The 22,058-nt window shown below is 69.1% G+C and carries 16 protein-coding genes; 8 read left to right on the top strand and 8 right to left on the bottom strand.

Annotated elements, in window-relative coordinates; all coding sequences use genetic code 11:
* Nucleotides 1-385: 385 nt before the first annotated feature.
* Nucleotides 386-2,347 carry a 2-oxoacid:acceptor oxidoreductase subunit alpha gene (locus AC5JJ2_RS01575; RefSeq protein WP_495856211.1) on the top strand — a complete coding sequence of 654 codons (1,962 nt, stop codon included), beginning with the start codon at nucleotides 386-388 and terminating at the stop codon, nucleotides 2,345-2,347.
* 102 nt (nucleotides 2,348-2,449) lie between these two features.
* Nucleotides 2,450-3,469 (top strand): 2-oxoacid:ferredoxin oxidoreductase subunit beta, encoded by a 1,020-nt coding sequence (locus AC5JJ2_RS01580; RefSeq protein ID WP_495856212.1) that lies wholly within the window; start codon nucleotides 2,450-2,452, stop codon nucleotides 3,467-3,469.
* Nucleotides 3,470-3,662: 193 nt separating this feature from the next.
* On the opposite strand, the gene AC5JJ2_RS01585 is transcribed toward AC5JJ2_RS01580, so the two are convergent.
* Nucleotides 3,663-4,451 carry a hypothetical protein gene (locus AC5JJ2_RS01585; protein ID WP_495856213.1) on the bottom strand — a complete coding sequence of 263 codons (789 nt, stop codon included), beginning with the start codon at nucleotides 4,449-4,451 and terminating at the stop codon, nucleotides 3,663-3,665.
* A 10-nt stretch (nucleotides 4,452-4,461) separates the two neighbouring features.
* Nucleotides 4,462-6,660 carry a cadherin-like domain-containing protein gene (locus AC5JJ2_RS01590; protein WP_495856214.1) on the bottom strand — a complete coding sequence of 733 codons (2,199 nt, stop codon included), beginning with the start codon at nucleotides 6,658-6,660 and terminating at the stop codon, nucleotides 4,462-4,464.
* On the opposite strand from AC5JJ2_RS01590, the gene AC5JJ2_RS01595 reads away from it, so the two are divergent.
* Complete coding sequence (locus AC5JJ2_RS01595) at nucleotides 6,632-6,835, top strand: hypothetical protein (protein WP_495856286.1); 204 nt, start codon at nucleotides 6,632-6,634, stop codon at nucleotides 6,833-6,835. The two genes, AC5JJ2_RS01590 and AC5JJ2_RS01595, sit on opposite strands and share 29 nt — an antisense overlap.
* 633 nt (nucleotides 6,836-7,468) lie before the next feature.
* Here the strand turns inward: AC5JJ2_RS01595 and AC5JJ2_RS01600 are convergent.
* Nucleotides 7,469-9,397, bottom strand: a complete 1,929-nt coding sequence (locus tag AC5JJ2_RS01600) for a matrixin family metalloprotease (protein WP_495856215.1) — start codon at nucleotides 9,395-9,397, stop codon at nucleotides 7,469-7,471.
* 472 nt (nucleotides 9,398-9,869) lie between these two features.
* On the opposite strand from AC5JJ2_RS01600, the gene AC5JJ2_RS01605 reads away from it, so the two are divergent.
* Nucleotides 9,870-12,263, top strand: a complete 2,394-nt coding sequence (locus AC5JJ2_RS01605; RefSeq protein ID WP_495856216.1) for a delta-60 repeat domain-containing protein — start codon at nucleotides 9,870-9,872, stop codon at nucleotides 12,261-12,263.
* 64 nt (nucleotides 12,264-12,327) lie between these two features.
* Here AC5JJ2_RS01605 and AC5JJ2_RS01610 read toward each other — a convergent pair whose 3' ends face one another.
* The 5 genes from AC5JJ2_RS01610 to AC5JJ2_RS01630 form a co-directional block, all read right to left on the bottom strand.
* Nucleotides 12,328-12,843, bottom strand: coding sequence for a hypothetical protein (locus tag AC5JJ2_RS01610; RefSeq protein WP_495856217.1), 516 nt, complete (start codon nucleotides 12,841-12,843; stop codon nucleotides 12,328-12,330).
* A 237-nt stretch (nucleotides 12,844-13,080) separates the two neighbouring features.
* Nucleotides 13,081-13,323: a hypothetical protein gene (locus AC5JJ2_RS01615; RefSeq protein WP_495856218.1), complete on the bottom strand. Its 243-nt coding sequence runs from the start codon at nucleotides 13,321-13,323 to the stop codon at nucleotides 13,081-13,083.
* Nucleotides 13,324-13,421: 98 nt separating this feature from the next.
* Nucleotides 13,422-14,021: an acyltransferase gene (locus tag AC5JJ2_RS01620; RefSeq protein WP_495856219.1), complete on the bottom strand. Its 600-nt coding sequence runs from the start codon at nucleotides 14,019-14,021 to the stop codon at nucleotides 13,422-13,424.
* Between the two features lie 33 nt (nucleotides 14,022-14,054).
* Nucleotides 14,055-15,263, bottom strand: a complete 1,209-nt coding sequence (locus tag AC5JJ2_RS01625; RefSeq protein ID WP_495856220.1) for a glycosyltransferase — start codon at nucleotides 15,261-15,263, stop codon at nucleotides 14,055-14,057.
* A 489-nt stretch (nucleotides 15,264-15,752) separates the two neighbouring features.
* Entirely contained in the window at nucleotides 15,753-16,424 is a 672-nt protein-coding gene (locus AC5JJ2_RS01630) for a sensor histidine kinase (protein ID WP_495856221.1), read from the bottom strand.
* An 823-nt stretch (nucleotides 16,425-17,247) separates the two neighbouring features.
* On the opposite strand from AC5JJ2_RS01630, the gene AC5JJ2_RS01635 reads away from it, so the two are divergent.
* The 4 genes from AC5JJ2_RS01635 to AC5JJ2_RS01650 all read left to right on the top strand — a co-directional run bounded on the left by AC5JJ2_RS01635 (nucleotide 17,248) and on the right by AC5JJ2_RS01650 (nucleotide 22,028).
* Complete coding sequence (locus AC5JJ2_RS01635) at nucleotides 17,248-18,174, top strand: exosortase/archaeosortase family protein (RefSeq protein ID WP_495856222.1); 927 nt, start codon at nucleotides 17,248-17,250, stop codon at nucleotides 18,172-18,174.
* A 145-nt stretch (nucleotides 18,175-18,319) separates the two neighbouring features.
* Nucleotides 18,320-20,530 (top strand): polysaccharide biosynthesis tyrosine autokinase, encoded by a 2,211-nt coding sequence (locus AC5JJ2_RS01640; RefSeq protein ID WP_495856223.1) that lies wholly within the window; start codon nucleotides 18,320-18,322, stop codon nucleotides 20,528-20,530.
* Nucleotides 20,530-21,162 carry an exosortase-associated EpsI family protein gene (locus AC5JJ2_RS01645; protein ID WP_495856224.1) on the top strand — a complete coding sequence of 211 codons (633 nt, stop codon included), beginning with the start codon at nucleotides 20,530-20,532 and terminating at the stop codon, nucleotides 21,160-21,162. Before AC5JJ2_RS01640 ends, AC5JJ2_RS01645 begins: the two co-directional genes overlap by 1 nt.
* Before the next feature lie 74 nt (nucleotides 21,163-21,236).
* Nucleotides 21,237-22,028, top strand: coding sequence for a sugar transferase (locus AC5JJ2_RS01650; RefSeq protein ID WP_495856225.1), 792 nt, complete (start codon nucleotides 21,237-21,239; stop codon nucleotides 22,026-22,028).
* Nucleotides 22,029-22,058: the final 30 nt, after the last annotated feature.

Below are 22,058 nucleotides of genomic sequence, written 5' to 3' on the forward strand. Positions count from 1 at the left end.
CTGCCGTCGCAACGGCGAGCGTCACGGCGTGAGCGTGACGTGTCTCGAAACCGCAACGACCGGCTTCGTAGAACCCTGAGCGGAAGCGACGGGGTGGAGGCGCTTCACCCCGTCGCTTCCGCTCAGGGTTCTACAAGGCGTGACCGCCTGTCCCGCGTGGGACGAGACACGTCACGCTCACGCCGTGACGCTCGCCGTTGCGCGGCGGGGTAGCCGTGGTGGTTCGGGACGAGATATGAGGAGAACGGCCCGGCCCGTTTTCGGTTCGCGCTCTCGGATTTGGACGGTGGGACCGATATAACATCTGAACCGGCTTTCTCACCAAAATTACTTCCCGGAGTCGGTCCCGTTTCCGCCGACTATCCGATACGTTTGAGGTTCAGGAATGGCTTCTCCCACCAGTTCCGCCGGGGGGTCCGCCCCGGCTCAGGTTGCCGCCACCCGTAACGCCACGCATACCGTCCAAGAGGTCGAGTCGATCACCATCCGGTTCGCCGGCGACTCCGGCGACGGCATGCAGCTCGCCGGCACGCGGTTCACCGACACCGCCGCCGTCCTCGGCAACGACATCGCCACGTTCCCCGACTTCCCGGCCGAAATCCGCGCCCCGGCCGGCACGCTCGCCGGCGTCTCCGGGTTCCAGGTCCACTTCTCCAGCCAGGACATCCACACCCCCGGCGACGTGCTCGACGCCCTCGTCGTCATGAACCCGGCCGCCCTCAAGACGAACCTCCGGGACCTCAAGAAAGAGGGCATCCTGATCGTCAACACGGACGCCTTCGCCCAGACCGACCTCGACAAGGCGAAGTACAAGACGAACCCGCTGGAAGACGGGTCGCTGGCCGGCTACCGCGTCGTCCGCGTCGCGGTGTCGAAGCTGAACAAGGAGGCGGTCAAGGACTGCGGCCTCAGCCCCCGCGAGCAGGACCGGTGCAAGAACTTCTTCGCCCTCGGCCTCGTGTACTGGCTGTACGAGCGGCCGCTGGAGGCGACGCTCAAGTGGCTGAAGGACAAGTTCGGCAAGAAGGCCGACCACAAGCCGGTGCTGGACGCGAACACGGCGGCGCTGAAGGCCGGGTACAACTACGGCGAGACGGTCGAACTGCTGCCGGTCCAGTACAAGGTGGCGAAGGCGAAGATCGCGCCGGGCAAGTACCGCAAGATCACCGGGAACGAGGCGCTCGCGATTGGTCTGGTGGCCGCCAGCCACGCCGCGAACAAGACGCTCGTGTACTCCGGCTACCCGATCACCCCGGCGAGTTCCGTCCTCGAAGACCTGAGCCAGCCGGAGATGCGGCGGCACGGCGTCAAGACGCTGCAGGCCGAGGACGAGATCGCGGCCATCGGCGTCGCCCTCGGCGCGAGCTTCGGCGGCGCGATCGGCGTCACCGGGACGAGCGGCCCCGGCATCTGTCTGAAGAGTGAGGCCATCAACCTCGCGGTGATGACCGAACTGCCGCTCGTCATCCTCGACATCCAGCGGGGCGGCCCCAGCACCGGGCTGCCGACGAAGACGGAGCAGGCGGACCTGTTGCAAGCGATGTTCGGGCGCAACGGCGAGTCGCCGGTCGCGATTCTCGCCCCGCAGTCGCCGGTGGACTGCTTCGACATCGCCTACGAGGCCGTGCAGGTGGCGACGCGGTTCATGTGCCCGGTGTTCGTGCTGTCCGACGGGTACATCGCCAACGGGTCGGAGCCGTGGAAGATCCCCGACGTGGCGAAGCTGCCGAAGATCGAGATCGTCCACGCGACGAAGCCGAACGGCGAGGGGCTGAACGGCCAGGTCCACGAGAGCGGCGAAGGGGAAGGCGGCGGGGCCGGCAAGTTCCTGCCGTACAAGCGGGACCAGTACCTGTCCCGGCCGTGGGCGATCCCCGGCACGCCGGGGCTGGAGCACCGCATCGGCGGCATCGAGAAGCAGGACGTGACCGGCAACATCAACTACGAGCCGGCCAACCACGAGCACATGGTCCACACCCGGTGGAAGAAGATCGAGAACATCGCCCAGACGATCCCGGAGTTGGAGGTCCTCGGCGACGCCGACGCCGACCTGCTGGTGATCGGCTGGGGCGGCACCTACGGCAGCATCACGACGGCCGTGGAGCGCGTTCGGAAGAGCGGCAAGAAGGTGGCGCAGGCGCACTTCCGCTACCTGAACCCGATGCCGAAGAACACGGAAGCGGTGCTGAAGAAGTACAAGAAGATTCTGGTCCCCGAGTTGAACAGCGGCCAACTCTGCTGGCTACTCCGCGCGAAATACCTGGCCCCGGCGGAGGGCTACAACAAAGTGCAGGGGCGGCCGTTCCTGGTGAGCGAGATCGAGGCAGCGATTTTTTCCGCGCTCTAAGCCCGGCGAACGGCACGGCGTAAGCGTGCCGGTAGTTCGCCGGACACCGGCACGCTTACGCCGTGCCGTTCGCCAAAACCTCCAACCCGAAACCCGATTCCAATGGCTGCTACCACCCTCCCGACCCTGACCGCGAAAGAGCTGACCACGGACCAGGAGGTCCGCTGGTGCCCCGGCTGCGGCGACTACTCCATCCTCGCCCAGATGAAGAAGGCGCTCGCCACCGTCGGCGTGCCCCGCGAGAAGATGGTGTTCGTCTCCGGCATCGGCTGCTCCAGCCGGTTCCCGTACTACATGAACACCTACGGATTCCACACCATCCACGGCCGCGCCCCCACGGTCGCGACCGGCCTGCGGCTGGCCAACCCGGACCTGCAAATCTGGGTCGTCACCGGCGACGGCGACGGCCTGAGCATCGGCGGCAACCACTTGCTCCACGCCCTCCGCCGCAACATCGACCTGAAAATCCTGCTGTTCAACAACGAGATTTACGGCCTCACGAAGGGCCAGTACTCGCCGACGAGCCGGACCGGGACGCCGTCGAAGACGAGCAAGACCGGCTCGCTGGAAACGCCGATCCGGCCGCTGACGATCGCCATCGCGTCGGAGGCCACGTTCGTCGCCCGGACCGTGGACGTGGACGTGAAGCACCTGACGGACACGCTCCAGAAGGCGGCCGCCCACAAGGGGGCGGCGTTCGTGGAGATTTACCAGAACTGCAAGATCTTCAACGACGAGGTGTGGGCCTACGCGACGGACAAGAGCGTGAAGGCGGACAACCTGCTGTACGTGGAGCACGGCAAGCCGATGATCTTCGGCAAGGACCGGAACAAGGGCATCCGGCTGAACGGCCTGACGCCGGAGGTGGTGGAGGTCGGCAAGGACTGCCAGATCGACGACCTGCTGGTCCACGACGAGAAGACGGAGGACCCGACGCTGGCGACGCTCTTGAGCCGGATGGTCGGGCCGAAGTTCCCGGAGGTGCTGGGGACGTACCGGTCGTTCCGCAAGCCGTGCTACGAGGAGCTGCTGGAGGCGCAGATCGCGGAGAACGTGGCGAAGAAGGGCAAGGGCGTGGTCGCCGACCTGTTCAAGGCCGAGGACGTGTGGACGGTGGAGTGACGTGCCGCCGCCACCGCCGCCACCGCCACGGGTGGCCCCCCGTGGCGGAATGGCCACCTGGGTTGACGCGACCGGTATAATGATAATTCGTACACTCAGTCCGGCACGCCCGCGACCTCGCCACCGCCGCCGATGGCCGACGACGCATGACGGGGTTCGGGCTGAACGTCCCCCCGGCTCGCCGGGAGTGCGGTCAAGGTTTTTCGGGCTTCGCGGCCGGCGGGTCGGCGGCGGGTGCCGGCTTCGCGGTCGTCTCCGGGAGCCCCGCCTTCAGCTTCGCGCACCGCGCGATCACGTCCCGGTTGCGGACGCGCTTCCAGTTGGCCTGCTCGAGTTGGTAGACAAGGTTGCTCAAGGTCTGCCGGCCCCGCTCGGTTTTGATCAGCCCCGCGGCCGCCGTTTCGAGGTGGTCCATCGAGGCCACCAACATGTCCTCCCGCCCCACGAACGCCCATAGGACTGACGGGGGGACCCAACTCTTGGGATAGCTCAGGGCGCACTCGACGCAGAGGTCCAACAGCGGCCCCACCGCCTCGGCCGGGTACTGGCCCAGCGCCCGCTCCATGGGACAGAGGGTGGACGGCAACGTCGAGCGTCGGGCGTACATCATTTCCGTAGTGGGAAACGTCAGGACCGACAGCGGCGAGGTCAGGGCCAACGCCCGTAGGCAGGCCGCGGAGCGGTGCTGGACGACCAGCCCCAGCACCTCTTGCACGGCCTCCACATCCGGCTTGGAACTCGTTCTGCTGAGGTGCGCGAGTTTTTTCCCGTCGCCGGTCAACTTGCCGTAGTAGTGGTAGACGTTCCACACCAGCAGGGAATCGACGTACGCCCGCCAGTGGCGGAGGGCCGGTCCCCGGAAGGCGTTGCCGTCGCAGAGTTGGAGCATGACGCCCGCCGGCAACCGGTTGCTGGCGAGCGCCCGGTCGCCGGGGGCGTTCAGCCCGGGCGCGGTCAGGAGCACGGCGAAGCACGCGACCATGAAGAACTCCTCACGTCGTCAAATCTCGTGGCGGTTGCCCCTGGACGACTTCATTGGTCCCGGCCCCCAGCGTCCGCGTCCAGAAGGGAGCCGGATCGATTGGGGTAACGGTGACCCACGAACGCCAGGAAATGAGTTCGGAGGTCCGCGACCCCTGAAGGTCCGGGGTCGGGTCGGCCTGTGGTGCCGGCAAGGGGAGGTCCGTAATCGACGCGTTGGGTCCGATCTTGACGCGAATAAAGGTCAAGGCGTTCAACCTCCAGCTGTACCACTCCGTTTGCCCAGGGGTCTCCCGATCCTGGAACAGGCCCGGCGCATCGACGGAGTAGAATTTATCGCCGATTTGAACTTCATCGAGAACGCCAGGGACCGCGGGGTCGTCATTGGCCCGATCCCGATTGGGGGGAAGGCCGTACTGTCTCAACACATTGACGGCAGCGCCAGGCAACTTCTCGCAGTGCATGAGGTCGGTCGAGCGCGACGCATCGAACGCCAATCGGGGATTCGCGGTACCAATACCTGCCGGTGTCAAGGTGAACTCTAATTCAAAGGGGTTTGATATGGCCGTCTTGTTAGTGTCGTACACGAAGGGGAGGTTGGCGGTACCAAGTTTCCCAACGGGGGATTGTGCGGCCAGAGAATCCAAATACTTTTGGACATCCTTATTGCCGCCGGCATTCGGTAGTATCTTGGCATCGTTCGCGTTCGTTCCCCGGAATTGCGTCAAAGTTGACCACACGGCCGTCGCCTTCGCGCGCTCCGAGACCGACCCCATCTTCAGTTCAATCGTATAGTCACGCAAGGCCGCCGACTCGACGTTCAAGCCGACCCATACGTCGATCGACGCCTTGTACGAGTTGTCGGGATTCCTGAACGAGGCGTCGCTGAACGACACCTTGCTGGACGGGGGGAAGAGCGGCCGCGTGAAGAGGGTCGTGCTGTCGAGGTCGGCATACGGGTTGTCGTAGATGTGCCCGCCGAAACCGTTCGGGCTGATCACCTCCAAGGTCCAGTCGAGAAAGGCGGTCGAGAATGGCTTGTAAATCCTCACCTTCATCAGGTCCACCTCGTCCACCCCGTCGTGCGGCGTGTTCCACCCGGCGATCGGCGTCCCCTTCACGACCCCGTCCACGTCGTCCCTCACGTAGTCGCTGTCCGTGTCGTTCCGGTTCGCGACCGTGAACGCCCCCACGTTCAGCTCGTTCTGCTCGCGGATCGACTGCGCCCCGCCCTGCCCGTCGTACACGTCCATCTGCAGCATCGGCAGCGTCACGTTGACGAAGGTGTACGTGATGCCGCCGGGGTCCACCAGCTTGTACTGGAACCCCTGGTCCGTCCGGTCGTGCCGCGGGGTGTACTTGAACTTCCCGTCGAACTCGAACTGCGTCATCCGCCCATACCACGGGGCCTTCGTCAGCACCGTCGTGTACCCGGCCGGGACCGCGTCCTCGATCGGGTCGTCCCCGACCAGGAACGTCGGCACGTCCTTGCTCTCGACGTTTATGCCGTAGTTCCCCTTCTTCACCCAGATGTTCGCCGTCGCCGGGGCGCTCTTCCCGCCCTTCCCGTCCTCCACGTGGTACGTGAACGACGTGCTGAACGGCTGGAACGTCTCGTCCAGGTTGCCCTGCGGGTACATGTAGTAGAAGTTGCCGTTCCCCGCGAAGTTCACCACCGACCCGATGGCCGGCTGGGTGTCCAGGACGGCGAAGATCGTGTCCTTGCCGCTCGGCGGCGGCGGCGGGCTGTACGGCGGGCCGGGCGGCGAGATGGGGGTGGTAATGGCGTCTTGCCAGTCGAAGTCGATGTCGTTGTTCAGGACGTTCCCGGCGAAGTACCCCGGCCCGTTCCCCCACCCGGTCGGCAGGTTGGTGAAGTTGTTGTCGAGGTCCGTCTCCAGCCCCCACGCGAACGCGTCGTGGTACGCCATCGGGGCGTCGTTCACCGGCGTCACCGTGATCGACACGGTGACGAGCGAGCTGGCCGCCACGCCGTCGGTCGCCCGGTACGTGAACGCATCCGACCCGTGGTAGTCCGGGAACGGCGTGTACCGGACTTTGCCTGCCTCCGGCGTCACCGTCCCGTGCAGTGTCACGTAATCGCCGATCTTCACCCGGAGATTATCCCCGTCAGAGTCTGTGTCGTTGGCGAGCACGTCGATCAGGACGGAAGAGTCCTCGTTGACCGAAACGCTGTCGTTGGTCGCCACCGGAGAGGAGTTGGGTCTCGGCGGCGGGGCGAGCGTGATCCTGTTCTGTCCGAACAAGATCGGCCTCTCAGCCACGGCGTCGAACGCCAATGAATTGCGATACGGAACGGCGTTGGACGAGACTGTTGCGAACAGACCCGAATCGTCGCGCGGAGATGTGGCCGGCAGATTTTGATTGACAGGGACGACCGGCTGGGCCGCGAGGAGGCTTGTGGGGATGAAGAGGACATCCCCCACATCATCCGAAACGAAGCCCAGAGCAAAGTTCGAGGAAATTGCGACGAACCCCTCAGTACTACGAACGCGGGCAACCTCGCGTTCCGGTGCGAGCGATTGCGGGTCGTGCCGCGCGACGACACTGTGAGACGACACGGATTTCGCCAACGTGGCAATGACGGCTCTCGACGGCAGGGCCGCCGGCGGTTCGCTGAGCATCGGCAATAGGTCGCCCAGTGTCAACGCGAGCGGGTCGCCGAGGAGGCTGCCGGTGGTGTTCCGGTCTTCCAGGCACATCAGGTCGAGCCAACGCCGCGGCTTCCGCGCCGCTTGTTCCCGTGCGTTGCCGTTCCATCGCGCGGGGAGGTCAAGGTCGTGGCGGCCATCCGGGTTCTCCGACGGGGTCCGACGAACCGGCTGCTGATGGGCTAACGCACACACTGACCGACCGTTGGCCGAATGTCAAAAAAATTCGTTCGGCGAACTTTGGCGCGGCCGGCCACCCCGACAACTTGATACTTTGGTTTCGGCAACCGCGCGCACGAAAAAAGCGAGGACGTTTTCGCCCTCGCTTCACGGGGTTGGTCGCAACTCAATAGTAGTACGCCGAGGACGACGACGGCTTCTTCGTCGAGGTCTGCGTGCTGCTCGAGTACGTCGGCTCCGACGAGGACGAGCTGCTGTAGGTGTAGGTCGAATCCGACGACGAGGTCGTACCCGACGAACTCGTCGTCGTGCTCGAATACGGCCCCATGTTGTCGCTGAACTGCAACAGGAACAGGTCGTAGCCCAGCGGGGTCGTCGCCCGGCCGCGGTACGTGTACGTCACCGTGTACGTCCCCTTCGCCAGGTGCTTCATCGCCGTCACCAGCGGCCGGCCGGCCGTCGCGTCCAGGGTGAACACCGTGCGGCCGGTCGCGTCCGCGAACGCCATCGACACGCCGCCCTCCGCGCCGGCGGCCGCGAGGCCGAACTGGAAGATGCCGGCCGTCGCCAGCTCGACCTTCGCCGTTTGCGTCGCGCCGGCCGCGATCGCGTCGGCGGCGATGCCGGCCAGCATCGGCGTCGGGTTCGCGTTGAAGTCGGCCCCCAGGAAGTACGCCCCCTTCGCCCCGGCGTCCCGCGGCTCGACCGACACGTAGTACGTGCCGCCCGGCGTCGCCGACGGGACGCGGACGCTGAACAGCCCCTTGTCGTTCGCCAGCACCTGGAACGCGACCGGGTTCTTGTCCGCGTCGAACACGTGGACCCGCGCGTCCAGCGGCGTCGCGTCCGTCCCCCAGACGATGACGTTGAACCCCAGCCCGGTGCCGGCCGGGGCGCGGAGGCGGTACGTGTCCACGTCCCGGTCGTTCTCGATCACCCCGCGGTAGATGGCGTCGAACCGCGTGTCCGGCCGGGTGGACGACCCGCCGGTCAGGTCGGTGGCGGCGGCGAGCGTGTCGTTCGAGTTGCCGTCCGCCACCGGGGCGAGCAGCGTGTTCAAGAGCGGGTCGAGGACCGTGCCGGCGTGGACGGTCAGCCGGTACTCGCCGACGGAGAACGCATCGCCGGCCGCCTCCACCTTCGCGTAGTACGTGCCGCCGATCAGGCTGGCCGGGAACTGGAGCGTCACGTCGTTCGACTTCGGGTTGACGCTGCTGGCCGCGGCGATGGGCAGGCCGAAGGCGTTGTAGACCGTGACCTTCGGGGCGAGCAGGCTCAGCCCGGCGGCCTGCAGCGTCACCGTCGCCGTGCCGCCGAGGACCGGGGCGGAGAACTTGTAGAAGTCCACGTCGGACCGGGTGGTGATGTCGCCGTCCGCGACGCGGGCCTCGCCGACCAGGACGCCGAGCAGGGTGGTCGGGGCCAGGGCCGTGGCGCGGGCCAGGGCGTCGTTGTTCCGGTCGAGGTCGTGGGCGTCCTGCGGCCGCGGGCCGTACAGCGCCTGGACGGCGGCCACGTCGGACGCGGCGAGGGCGGTGAGCGGGCGGTAGTCCTCGTGCATGACGGACAGCGGGTCGTCCGAGTGCGGCAGGCCGAGGGCGTGCCCGGCCTCGTGCAGGGCGACGGAGAAGATGTCGTACCCGCCGGCGGTCGGCCCGGCGGTGAACTTCTGAAGGCTGTTGAACACCACGTCGCCGCTGTACGTCGTGCCGGTCCAGCTGAACGGCGAGGCGTGCGCCCCGTGGTCCTCGGACAGCGGGGCGGCGGCGACGCGGATGTCGCCGAACCGGGAATCGCCCTGGACGGCCCCGTGCGTGCCGAGGGCCTGCCCGCCGTCGGCCCGGAGGCCGATGTTGAGGTTCGCGGCCGCCGCCCACGTCTGGAACGCGCGGAGCAGTTCCCGCTCCCAGGTGCTCTTGGCCGTGGTCGCGCCGAACGTCTTGGCGAGGGCGTTCGTGCCGAGGTGGGTGGCCGTGCCGTCCGGGACGAGGCTCAGCGAGATGTGCTCGCCGTCGGCCCACGGGGTGCCGAACGCGGTCGGGACGGTGCGGTCTTCGAGGGCGTGGAAATCCAATCCAAACTTGCGGGCGGGCATGGGGTACTCACTGCTAGGCGTCAGTGGGGGCGGGGCGCGACGGCCCATCAATGGGGGATTATGACACGCGGAAACGGCTTGAAAATAAGGCGGAATTGGATTTTTCGGGTTATTGTGTCAGCGCGATTGCCGGCGGCTGAATCGTGAACTGGGGCGAAGGGCCGGGCCGGGGGTTAACACCGGGGATCGAGCGCCGCGGGCCGGAAAAATAAGGCCCGGACGCGGCTTCGACGGGGCCTGAGTTAACAGGATTTACACGGCGGGGAAAGTTGGAAAAAATTTGGCGAGCGGCCCGGCGGGCGCGGGGCGGCGGCCCGCGCCCGCCGGGCCGCTCGCCGCGTTCGCGTCAATCGCGGGAAACGCTGCGCCCGTCTTTCTCACGACCGATTCCGTATTATGCTTCCGTCGCAAGCCCGCCGCCGCGTGCGGTCGTAGGCGCTCCCCACCACCTCGCGACCCCGGAGTCCGCGGCATGACCCGCCTGGAGCTGACCGCCCTCGACGCCCGCACCACGCCGGCCACGGTCCGCGGGCTGGACGTGACGTTCAACACGACCGGCCTCGCGGATATCGCGTTCGACCTCGCCGGCACGCGGGCCGACCTCGGGGCCGCCGTCGCCGTCCAGGCGGACGGGAAGGTGATCGTCGTCGGCACGGCCCGGTCCGGGACGGCCGACACCGACTTCGCCGTCGCCCGGCTGAACCCGGACGGCACGTTCGACGCGACGTTCGGCACGAACGGGCTGCGGACCGTCGGGTTCGACCTCGGCGGGGACAACAAGGACGCCGCCGCCGCCGTCGCGGTGCTCGCGGACGGCAGCATCGTCGTGGCCGGGTCCGCCCAGGTGGACGCCGCCGGCGACTTCGACTTCGCCGTCGCCCGCCTCACCCCGGCCGGGCAGCTCGACACGACGTTCGACGGCGACGGCCGCCAGACGGTCGGGTTCGACGTGATCGGGAGCACGAACGACGACCGGGCCGCCGGCGTGGCCGTCGATTCCAACAACCGCGTCGTCCTCGCCGGGACGGTCGCCCTGAACGCGACCGGGGACACGGACTTCGGCGTCGCCCGGCTGCTGGCGGACGGGTCGCTCGACGCGGCGTTCGACGCCGACGGGCGGCAGACGGTCGCGTTCGACCACGGCGGGGCGAACGCGGACGCGGCCGCCGGGCTGGTGCTCGACCCGACGGACGCCGTCGTCGTCGCCGGCACGGTGCAGGTCGGCGGGGCCGGCGACGCCGACTTCGCCGTCGCGCGGCTGCTGCCGTCCGGGGCGCTCGACCGGTCGTTCAACGAGGTCGGGCTGGTGATCGTCCCGGTCAACGGCGGCGGCACGAACGCCGACGTGGCGGCCGGGATCGCCCGCGACCTATCCGGCCGGTACGTCGTCGCCGGCACGGCGGCCGTCCCCGCCGGCCTGGACATCGGCGTCGTCCGGCTGACGGCCGACGGGCAACTCGACTCCGCGTTCAACGGGAACGGCAAGACGACGTTCGGGTTCGACCGCGGCGGCGGGAACAACGACCGGGCGGCCGGCGTGGCGGTCCACGCCGCGACCGGGGCCGTCCTCGTCGCCGCGACCGTGGACGCGGCCGCGGGCAAAGACACGGACCTCGGCGTCGCCCGGCTGACGGCCGCCGGGCAGCTCGACCCGACGTTCGCGTCCACCGGGCGGACGGCCGTGGCGTTCGACCGCGGCGGCGGGAACGCGGACGCGGCCGGCGGAATCGCCGTGGACGCGATCGGCCGGGCGGTCGTCGTCGGCACGGTCGAGACGGTGGCGACCGGCGACACGGACCTCGGCGTCGCCCGGCTGGTGGCGAACACGAACCACCCGCAGGAGCTACTCGTCGCCGGGCCGCCGACCGGGACGGTGCAGACCTTCGTCACCGTCGGCACGGGGTTCACGAACCAGGGCACGTCGGCCGGCCCGGCGGCGACCGCGACCGTCCGCCCGGCCGTCGCGGACCTGAACGGGGACGGCATACTGGACCAAATCCTCGGCGCGGGGCCGGGGACCGGGTCGCGGGTCCGGCTCTTGCTCGGCAGCCTGACGCCGGGGGCGGTCACCCCGTTCGACTTCGACGCGTTCGAGAAGGGGTTCACCGGCGGCGTGTACGTCGCCGCCGCCGACATCGACCTCGACGGCCGGGCCGAGTTCGTCGTCAGCCCGGACGTGGGCGGCGGGCCGCGGGCGACCGTCTACTCGCTGGCCGCGGACAACACGCCGGTGAAGCGGACGGACTTCTTCGGGATCGACGACCCGAACTTCCGCGGCGGTGCCCGCGTGGCGCTCGGCGACATCAACGCCGACGGCCGGCCGGACCTCGTGGTCGGGGCCGGGTTCCGCGGCGGCCCGCGGGTGGCCGTGTTTAACGGGGCGACGCTGTTCGACCCGCTCGGGGCGACGCCGCGGCCGCCGAAGCTGGTCAACGACTTCTTCGCGTTCCCCGGCAAGGACGCGACGACGCTCCGCAACGGCGTGTTCGTGACGGTCGGCGACCTGGACGGCGACGCCTTCGGCGACCTCGTCTTCGGCGGCGGCCCCGGCGGCGGCCCGCGGGTGTACGCCCTCAGCGGCCGGCTGATGCTCACGCAGCCGCTGGACGCGGTCTACAACCTGCCGGTCGCGAATTTCTTCGTGAACAACGATTCCCTCTCCCGCGGGGGCATCCGGCCGGCGGTGAAGGACCTGGACGGCGACGGCCGGGCCGACCTGGTGACGGGCAGCGGGGACAAGCAGCCGAGCCGGGTGCGGGTGTACCGCGGGGCGTCGTTCCCGCTGGGCAACGGCGACGAGCCGCCGCTCGTGCAGGAGATCGACCCGTTCGCGGCGCCGCTGGCGACCGGCGTGTTCGTGGGATGACGGACGGGGACGAACGAACGGGCCGCGGGCAGGTTGCCCGCGGCCCGTTGCTTTTCCTTGCCGATCACGCCGCCGGCCGCTTCCGCCGGACGAAGTACCCGCCGACGATGGGCGCGGCCGCGGCCAGCAGCACCAACCCGGACGGGCCGGGCATGGAAGTCGTCGCGTCGCGGGCCTGCGAATCGCCCCCCGTCGGGCCGGGCGGGTCGAAGCCCGGCGGCTCGGTCGCTCCGCCGGCGAACTTCTGCAGCAGGTAGACCCGGACGAAGATTTCCTGGAGCATGGTCGTCGGGCCTGGGCCGGCGGCCGCGACGTACTCGAGCGCGACCTCGGAGGACCCCAGGGGCGGGTCGAACGGCCCGGCGAAGACCGAGACGGACGGGGGGCCGGCGGTGTAGCCGTCCTCCGCGAAGTCGAACCGGAAGGCGGTCGCCGCCTCGTACCGGGCGTCGAGCCAGCTGCCGGCGGCGTTCGCGGGTCGGGCGCACAGGAACCCCGCCGCCGCCGGCGAGTTGGTGGCGGCCACGGCGAGGCCGGCGGCCACGCCTATCAATCCGAGTCTAATGAATGCGCGATTCATCCGCTCGTCTCCGATCGGTGGGGCGATTCGGGGGGTGGGCGAATCGGGCGGGGGGCGAAATGACAACGGCGCACTGGGGGGACCGAGTCAAGCACGAAAACAATCTAACTGTGTGAGACGAGGGCGACGTGGCGTGTTCCGCAAATCGAACGAAAACTCCGGGCCGTCCGACCGGAAATCGGACAACCTGTACGGCTCATTGAGAAGCCGGATTAGTTGTCAGGGCGTCGCGCGGGCCTAGCCCGCCTTCCGCGTCATGCGACACCAGAACCACTCGTCGTCCTGCGGCTCGATCGACTCGACCGACCACCCCATGCGGTTCGCCAGGAACAGAATCTGCTCCTGATTCGGGCGGGTGAAGAACTGCTCGATCGTCTCGTCGGACGCCCGCATCTGCGCGTACAGGATGCCGTACTCGATCCCCCGCACGTAGACCGGGTCGGCGTTCAGCGTCGGGTAGAGGAGGCTTCCGTTGCTCACGAAACTGCTCCTGCCGGAAAGCGGGCGCGGGCCGAACGGGCGGGCGAGAACGGGTTAGGAGCGGAATTCAATAGCGGCCCGGCGGTCGGCGCTCAACGTCACTTTTCGGCCGGCGGGTCGAACCGGCCGCGGATCACCTTCGCCGGGACGCCGCCGGCGATCACGTTGTCCGGGATCGGTTTCGTGACCACCGACCCGGCCGCGACGACGCTCCCCTTCCCCACGTCGGCCATCACCACGGCCGCGCTGCCGATCCACGCCCCTTCGCCGATCGTCACCTCGACCCGCTCGCCGCCCTGGTCCTTGATCGGCACGGCCGGGTCGTGGAAGTAGTGCGTGTTCGGCCCGCTCGGGATGTGGACGCCGGCCGCGACGAGGACGTTCTTCTCCAGGTGGACCCACCCGAGGTGGCAGCGGGGGCCGACGTACACGTTCGCGTCGATCCGGGCGTCGGCCTGGGAGAAGATCGTGCCGAACCCGACCTCGGCGGACCGGTCGCAGTGCTTCAAGGCGACGGTGAGGAACGCCCGCCGGAGGTAGATGCCGGTGAGGCCGGGGAGCAGGGCGAGGGTTTGCGTCGCCCCCTCGAGCGCCCGGTCGCGGCCCAGCAGCCGCGCGCCGACGAGGAACGTGAGGATGACCGGCGACACGACGACGAGGGCGACGACGTGGACGCCGAGTTTGACGAGGGCTTTCATGGCGGGGCTATGATACGTAACCCCGCGAGCGGGTCACACGTTCGCCAGCCGGCGGTAGAGGCGGTGGTAGTTGTCGATCGTCTGCTCCAGCCGGTAGCGGGCGCTGGCGCGGATCTGCCCGGCGAGGCCGAGCTTCTTCGCCAGCTTGTGGTCCTGGAACAGCCGGCGGAACGCGGCCGCGAACCCGGCGGCGTCGCCGCGGTCCACGAGCAGCCCCTCCCGCTCGTGCCGGACGATCTCCGGGTTCCCGCCCACGTTCGTGACCACCACCGGCACGCCCGTCGCCATCGACTCCATCAGCGTTAGGGACGCCGCCTCGCTCACGCTCGTCAGCGCGAAAATGTCCACCGCCTTCAACAGGTCCGGGATGTCCGACCGGACGCCGAGGAAGTGGACCCGGTGCTCGATCTTCAACTCCCTGGCCAGCCGCTCCAGGTCGCCGCGGAGCGGGCCGTCGCCGACCATGAGCAGGTCGGCGTCCGGCACGTCGGCGGCCGTCAGCGCGAACGCCCGCAAGAGGGTGGGCTGGTCCTTCACCTTGTGGTGGCGGGCGACGTGGGCCACGTACCGCCGCCGCGGGTCCAGGCCGAGCTTCCGCTTCTGCTGGGCGATGTCCGCCGCCGGGCCGTACCGCTGCACCTCGATCCCGTTCTCGATCACCTCGATCCGCTTGCCGGCGAACCCGTCCACGTCCCGCAGGGCCTTCGCGCTGAACTCGCAGCACCCGTTGACGGCGTCCGCCAGCCGGTCCAGGACGATCCGGTTGAACGCCCGCCGCAGCGGGGACACGTGGTCCGGGTAGTGGCGGCCGTGCTCGGTGAGGATGAGCCGCGGCATCGGGCGGGCGAGCATCTTCGCCAGCCCGGCGTAGAAGAACGGCGTGTACTGGTGCGCGTGGAGCACGTCGATCCGCCGGCGGCCGCACTCGCGGGCCAGCTTCCACGGCAGCGTCAGGTCCCGCCGCGGCGGGCGGTCGAAGCAGACCAGCTCGCCGCCGTCGGCGACGTACTCCTCGCCGAGTTGCCCGACGCGGTCCAGGCAGAAGATGGTCGGGACGATGAGCTTGCCGAGCCGCTGGATCGTCTCCTTCACCAGCACCTCGGCCCCGGCCACCTGCATGACGTGCAGCACGAACCCGACGCGGATCGGCCGCGGCTGCGGGTCCGCGATGACATCGACGTTGGCGATCCGCGGCGGTGCGTCCGACAGCTTCACCGCGCGGGGGTGAGGGGCGTGGGTCACGGCGTCCCCGTTCTCGTGGGTCGGGTGGTGGGCGGGCGGGCCGACGTGGGGGCCGCGACGGGACGGGAGGGGGGTCCAATCCTCGACGACCGTTCGGTCGCGGGACGGAAGTTCGGCCGGAAGGGTCGGCGACAGGGCCGACGGAACCAGGGGCATCTGGGCATCCTTTCCGAAGGCCGCAGGGGGAGTCCTTTCGCAGCGGGACGAAGGCCAGGGCGTCGGAGCGGGCGTCTTCACGAAATCCTGGGGGATCGTCGCGAGATTGGAAAACACCTCAAAATCATAGGATAAATCCCCGAATCGTGCAGTCGTGAAAACGCGCCGACGGGGAGTTCGCGCGGCAACCGAACTCCCCGCGTTCGACGGAAGGCACGATCGCGATTTTTGAGGATGAACCTCAATCCCACGGCCGGTGACGGTGAACGGGCGACGTGACCCGGCGAGATGGAGAAGGTGTACCCGATTCTCGGACGGCGGGACAAGAGGAATTCAAGGGGCGGCGTCGGCGGTCGGCATCCGACAGACGACCCGCGTGCCGCCGCCGGGGGTGGACGTGACGGCCAGCGTGCCGCCCTGCCGCGTGGCCCGGTGGTGCATCAGCCGCAGGCCGAGGCCGTTGCCGTCCCGCCCGGCCTCCGGCAGGCCGACGCCGTCGTCGCGGACCTCCAGCGTCACCGCGGCCGGCGTGCCGTGCAGGTGGACGGCAATGCTCGTCGCCTGGGCGTGCCGCAGGCAGTTCGACACCGACTCCTGCGCGATCCGGAACAGGTCGGTGGCCGCCGCCGTGTCGGCGAGTCGGAGCGGGCCGGTCACCCGCAGGTCGATGGCGATGCCGGCGTGCTTCACCCGCTCGGCCAGGAATTGCAGGGCCGCCTCCAGCCCGGCCGGCGAGACGCCGTTGGGGCTTAGCCCGAGCGCCAGGCAGCGAACGTCCGCGTGAACTTCTCGCAGCCCGCGGGCGATCTTCGCGACGGTCTCGCGGATCGCCGGGTCGAGGGCGGCGACGCGGTGCGTCAGGCTATCCGCGAGCAGTTCCAGCCCGGTGAGGTGCTGGCCGACGTGGTCGTGCAACTCGAGGCCGATGCGGTGGTTCTCCGCCGCGACGGCGTCCAGGACCTCGCGGGGCAGCTCGGCCGGCCGCACTGCGTTCGCGTGCGCCACCGGGGTTGTGGAATCCGGACCCTGCATCACGGCCCATCCTGTGTTCGACGAGTCTTCCCGCGGCGAGTAACACCACCCGACGGGGCGTCGGGGTAAACCGGACCGTTCGTATCAACGAGCCGACGTAATCGTAACCATCATACGCGATTCAGGGCGGGTCAGATTTTATGCCCAGGGCGATCAGGACGTGTGGTCGTCGGGCAATGCGAGACCAAGCCGTTTACCTCATCGTTAGGCGGGGCGAAGGGCGTCGCGACGAGTCATAATTAGTATAGAAAATGAAGACGGTTCCCGAATCGAAAACCTTCTCCCGGTTTTGACTCGGTCATATTTCCCGACCCTCCGGGTTGGGGAAAATACTCTCCCGGCCGACCGGGTTCTTTTTCTCCGTCGGGTCGGTCCCCGATCCGGCCGGGCCTATCGCGCGAAATGCCTTGTTTTCCAGGGAATGTTGGGTCAGACGATTCCCGACACGGGCCGTGGGGGTAACCCGACTGGTAAAGCCACACCGCAACTTTACGCTATCCGTCAGATAGGAAGTCGCCCCTCCGCGTGGACCCGTTCCATCGGGCGGCGGCGAGCTGCGACCGACACGAACCGGGAAACGGTTCTAGCTTCGGGTGCAGAAAGCGACTCGCGCCATCAACCCTCACCGCGTTGAGGCCCGCCCTCAAGGGTTCGTAACCCACGGGGACGGAGTCCGCGCCGAATTCCGCCTCAAAGGGTTCATCCCGTGCCCTCGAAATCGGCCGTCAAACCCCGCGACGCGCGAGCGGCCACGCCGGACGCGCGGCCCCGTCCCGACCCCGTGGAGGCAGCCCCGATGTCCGCGGATCGCTCCCCCGATGCCGCCCCGCGGTCCACGTCCCAGTTGGCCGTGGCCGCCGGCCTCGCCGCCGTGATCGGCTGGGCGTACTGGCCGGCCCTCGTCGCGATGTTCGACAAGTGGAGTACCGACCCGCAGTACTCGCACGGCTACCTCGTCCCGCTGTTCGCGGCCGTCCTGATGTACGTCCGGCGGAAGAACCTCGCGGCCGCCGAGTGCCGGCCGGACTGGCGCGGGCTGCTGCTGGTCGTCCTCGGGGCCGGCCTCTTCGTGGCCGGCGGCTACCTGTACATGGACATCCTCGCGGCCGGGGCGGTCATCCCGACGCTGCTCGGCCTGGCCCTGATGGTCGGCGGCCGGGCGGCGCTGCGGTGGAGCCTGCCGATGGTCCTGTTCCTCGGGTTCATGGTCCCGCTGCCGTACTTCGTCGAGACCGCCGTCGGCCGGCCGCTCCAGGCGATCGCGACCCGCGGCAGCACGTGGCTGCTGCAACTGTCCGGCCTGCCGGCCGTGGCCGAGGGGAACACGATCCTGCTGGAACAAGGCCGGATCGCCGTCGTCGAGGCGTGCAACGGGCTGAGCATGTTGCTGACGTTCGCCGCCCTGACGACCGGGCTGGCGATGGTCGTGGACCGGCCGCTGTTGGACAAGCTGCTCCTCGTCGCCAGCACGGTCCCGGTGGCACTGGTCGTGAACATGGCCCGGATCACCGGGAACGGCCTCGCCATCGAGTGGTGGGGGCCGGAGGTGGCGCACAAGTGGTTCCACGACCAGGGCGGGTGGATGATGATGCCGCTGGCCCTCGTCCTGTTGGGGATCGAACTCTGGGTCCTCCGCCGGCTGCTGGTGGAGCCGGCCGCGACCGCGATGCCGGTGGTCGGCCTGCCGCCGACCGGGGCCGCGAAAGTGCCCGTGAAATCTTAACCCCTCTCGAACGGAACCCCGACCCGCCCACCCCCGTCGATAGGTCAGGGTTCCGCGCCCGCAACACCTTCTGGATCGCCTGGGAAATTTAGGTACTGCCGCAATGCCAGACCCGCTATCGGATTTAGGGCCTGAGAGTTATGCGTTGACCCGCCCGGCGTCGGCCCCGCGGTCCACCCCGCGGGTGGCGACCGTGGCGACCGTGCCGATGGCCCCGGTGAACGCCCTGCCGGCCGCCAAGCCGACGAAGCAGTCGATCCCGCTGGCCGTCCTCCGCGGCACGCTCCGGCGGTGGCGGCTGGCCGTCACCCTCGGGATGCTGGTCGCCGCCGCCGCCGGCACGGCCGTCTGGCTGTTCCTGCCCCCGGCCGTCCCGACCGCGTCGGCGAAGCTGCACATGCCGCTCAAGCCGATGGGGGCCATCGGGGAGCACCCGGACCCGCCGCTGGAGCGGGCCACCCAGGTCGAACTCATCAAGAGTCAGCTCGTCCTCAACGCCGCCCTCCGGGACGGGACGGAGGCCTCGAAGTTGCCGCTCGTCAAGGCCGAGGCGGACATCCTCGAGTGGCTCCGGAAGAAGCTGACGGTCGAGTTCCTCGGGCCGGAAATCCTGCGGATCGCCCTGAGCTACCAGGACGGCGAGCAGGCCCGCGTCATGGTGGACGCGATCAAGGATAGCTACCTGACGAACGTGGCGAACAAGTCGAGCACGACCCGCGCCGCCCGGCTCGAGTTGCTCAAGAGCATCGCCGCCAACCAGCAGAAGACGCTCTCCCGGCAGCGGGAGACGGTCCGGGAGCTGGCGAAGGACTCCGGCGTGTTCGACACCGAGAGGCGGGTGTTCATTCAAGAGACCCTTCGGTCCCAGATGCAACAAGCCCGGACGCAGTTGCTCAAGGCCGAGGCCGACCTGAAGGCCGGGAAAATTAAGGAGCAGATGTACGCGGCCGACGCCCCGGTCGAGATCACCAAGCCGGTCCTGGACGGGTACGTGGAGGCCGACGCCGGCGTGCGGCTGGCCGTCGCGGAACTCAAGAAGGCGGACGCCGAGTTGGAGCAGAAGAACAAGATGGCCCGCAGCCCCCAACAGAAGGAAGTGAAGGACGCCGAGAAGCGGGTCGCGGACCTGACGAAGGATTTGGCCGACCTGCGGGCGAAGGTCGGCAAGGAGATGAAGTTCGACCGGGAGAAGGAATCGAAGACGGAGCGGGCCACGAAGCTCCAGGCGGTCAAGGCCGAGAACACGTTGCTCGACCAGCAGGTCACCCAGTTGAAGGGGGAGCTGGACGCCTACGCGAAGACGCTCTCGGACAACCGGGTGGCCGGCAACGAGATCGCCCCGATCCAGTTCGAGATCAAGCAGAACGAGGAGATGCTCGCCAGCATCCTGAAGCAGATCACGTTCCTGTCGATCGAGCAGGACGCCCCGCCGCGGGTCGAGCAGATGGAGCCGGCGACCATCGCCCGCGTGGACGAGAACCGCCGCAAGATGATGATGGCCGCGGGGGCCGCGGTCGGCGGGTTCGTCGCCGTCCTCGTGCTCGTCGGGCTGGTCGAGGTCCTGCTCCGCCGGGTCGAATCGACGGACGCGATCACCCAGGGCCTCGGCCTGCGGGTCGTCGGGACGGTGCCCCGGCCGAAGGCCCCGATCACCGGCCGGCAGGTGTCCGCCGACGGGACCGACCACCACGGCCTGGCCGAGGCCATCGCCTGCACCCGGACCATGATCCTGCACGGCGAGGGGCTGTCCGAGCACCGGACCGTGCTCATCACCAGCCCGGTCAGCGGCGAGGGGAAGACGACGCTGTCCGTGCAGTTGGCCGTCAGCATCGCGGCGACCGGCCAGCGGACGCTGCTGATCGACGCCGACATGCGGAACCCGAACACGCACGTCCGGCTCGGCCTGCCGGCCGCCCGCGGGCTGTGCGAGGCGCTCCGCGGCGAGGCGGCCGTGTCGGACCTCATCCAGGAAACGTCCGTCGCCGGGCTGTACGTCCTGCCGGCCGGGTTCTGGTCGGCCGACATCCCGCAAATCCTGACGCCGGACCGGCTGTCGCAGGTGTTCACCGCCTGCCAGGGCCAGTTCGACTTCATCCTGGTCGATTCCAGCCCGGTCCTGCCGGTCGCGGACGCCCTGCTCATCGCCCGGCACGTGGACGGGATCATCCTGTCGCTGCTGCAGGGCGTCAGCCGGCTGAACCAGACGACCGAGGCGATCCAGCGGTTCGCGTCGCTGGGCGTGCCGATCCTCGGGGCGATCGTCAACGGCACGAAGCCGCAGACCTACGGCCGGTCGAAGTACTACTACGCCCCGGCCCCGGTCGCCGCCGCCGCCACCTCCACGGAGCCGACCTGATGCGCACCTACGGACTCGCCCTCGCGGCCGCCGCCGTCCTCGTCGGGGCGGCCGTCGTCCACGGCAACCGGACCGACCGGTGGGGCACGCCGGCCGACCTCCAAGCCGCCGTGGACCGCCTCCAGGCCGTGCCGCTGACCGTCGGCGACTGGGACGGCGTCGCGACCGAGTTGCCCAAGGAGCAGGTCGCCGCGGCCAACGTCGCCGGGTACGTGAGCCGGAAGTTCACCCACCGGTACGACCGGACGGTGGTGAACCTGCTGATCCTCTGCGGCCGGCCCGGCCCGGTCGCCGTCCACCCGCCGGAGGTGTGCTACGGGGCGAACGGGTTCGCGATGGGGCCGGTCCAGGCCGAGGCCGTCGGCGACGCGGCCGCCCTGTGGCAGACGGACTTCACCCGCGGGACCGGGGCGACGGTCGAGAAGCTCCGCGTCCGGTGGGCGTGGAACGACGGCCGCGGGTGGGCGGCGTCCGGGTCCCCGCGGACGGACTTCGCCCGGTCCCCGCTCCTGTACAAGATGTACCTCGTCCGGTCCCTCCCCGCGAAGGCCGACGACGCGACGCCGGCCCCCGAACTCGACCTGTTGAAGCAGCTGCTCCCCGCCTTGCAAGCCGTTACCTCTCAACCGTGAATGCGACCGACGGTGGCTCGCCCATCGGGCCCCGCCCGACTTGGTTCCCCCTTGATCCGATTCAGGTAGAGGCCATGCCCAACAACGTGCAAAACCTGGTGGCCCAGGTCCCCCGCGGGGACCGGCCCGCGGGTCCGTCGTCGGCCCCGCCCGCCGCCCCCGCCCCCGCCGTCGAGAGCCTCCCGGCCGGGGCGCTCAAGTCCGCCCTCGACTTCGGCCTCGCGGCCGTGCTGTTCGTGCTGGCGCTGCCGGTCATGGTCCTGACCGGGATCGCGGTCAAGGTGTCCAGCCCCGGCCCGGCGTTCTACTCGCAAACCCGCGTCGGCCGCGGCGGCCGGCACTTCCGCATCCTGAAGTTCCGCACCATGTACCACCGGTGCGAGCAAGCGTCCGGGGTGAAGTGGTCGGTGCCGGGGGACAACCGGATCACGCGGGTCGGCCGGTTCCTGCGGGCGACGCACCTGGACGAGCTGCCGCAGCTCGTCAACGTCCTCCGCGGGGAGATGAGCCTGGTCGGCCCGCGGCCGGAGCGGCCGGAGATCGTCCCGACGCTGGCGGACGTGTACCCGAACTACCACGAGCGCCACCGGGTGAAGCCGGGCGTCACCGGGCTGGCCCAGCTCCGCCGGCCGGCCGACGTGTGCATCCCCGGCGTCGGCAAGAAGCTCGCCTACGACCTGCACTACATCCGGGTCCGCGGGCCGTGGCTGGACCTGCGGCTGATCGCCTGCACCGGGCTGAAAATGGTCGGCCTCGTGTCCCCGCGGATCCTCACCCGGTGCGGCATCCCCGGCGACCTGGCCGTGGGGCTGCTCGACGACACGCAAGAACTGCCGGCCCTGTCGGCCACCGCCTCGGACGTGTGACCGGTTGCGATCCCCGCCCCCAGACGAGGA

The organism is Limnoglobus sp., assembly GCF_059499385.1.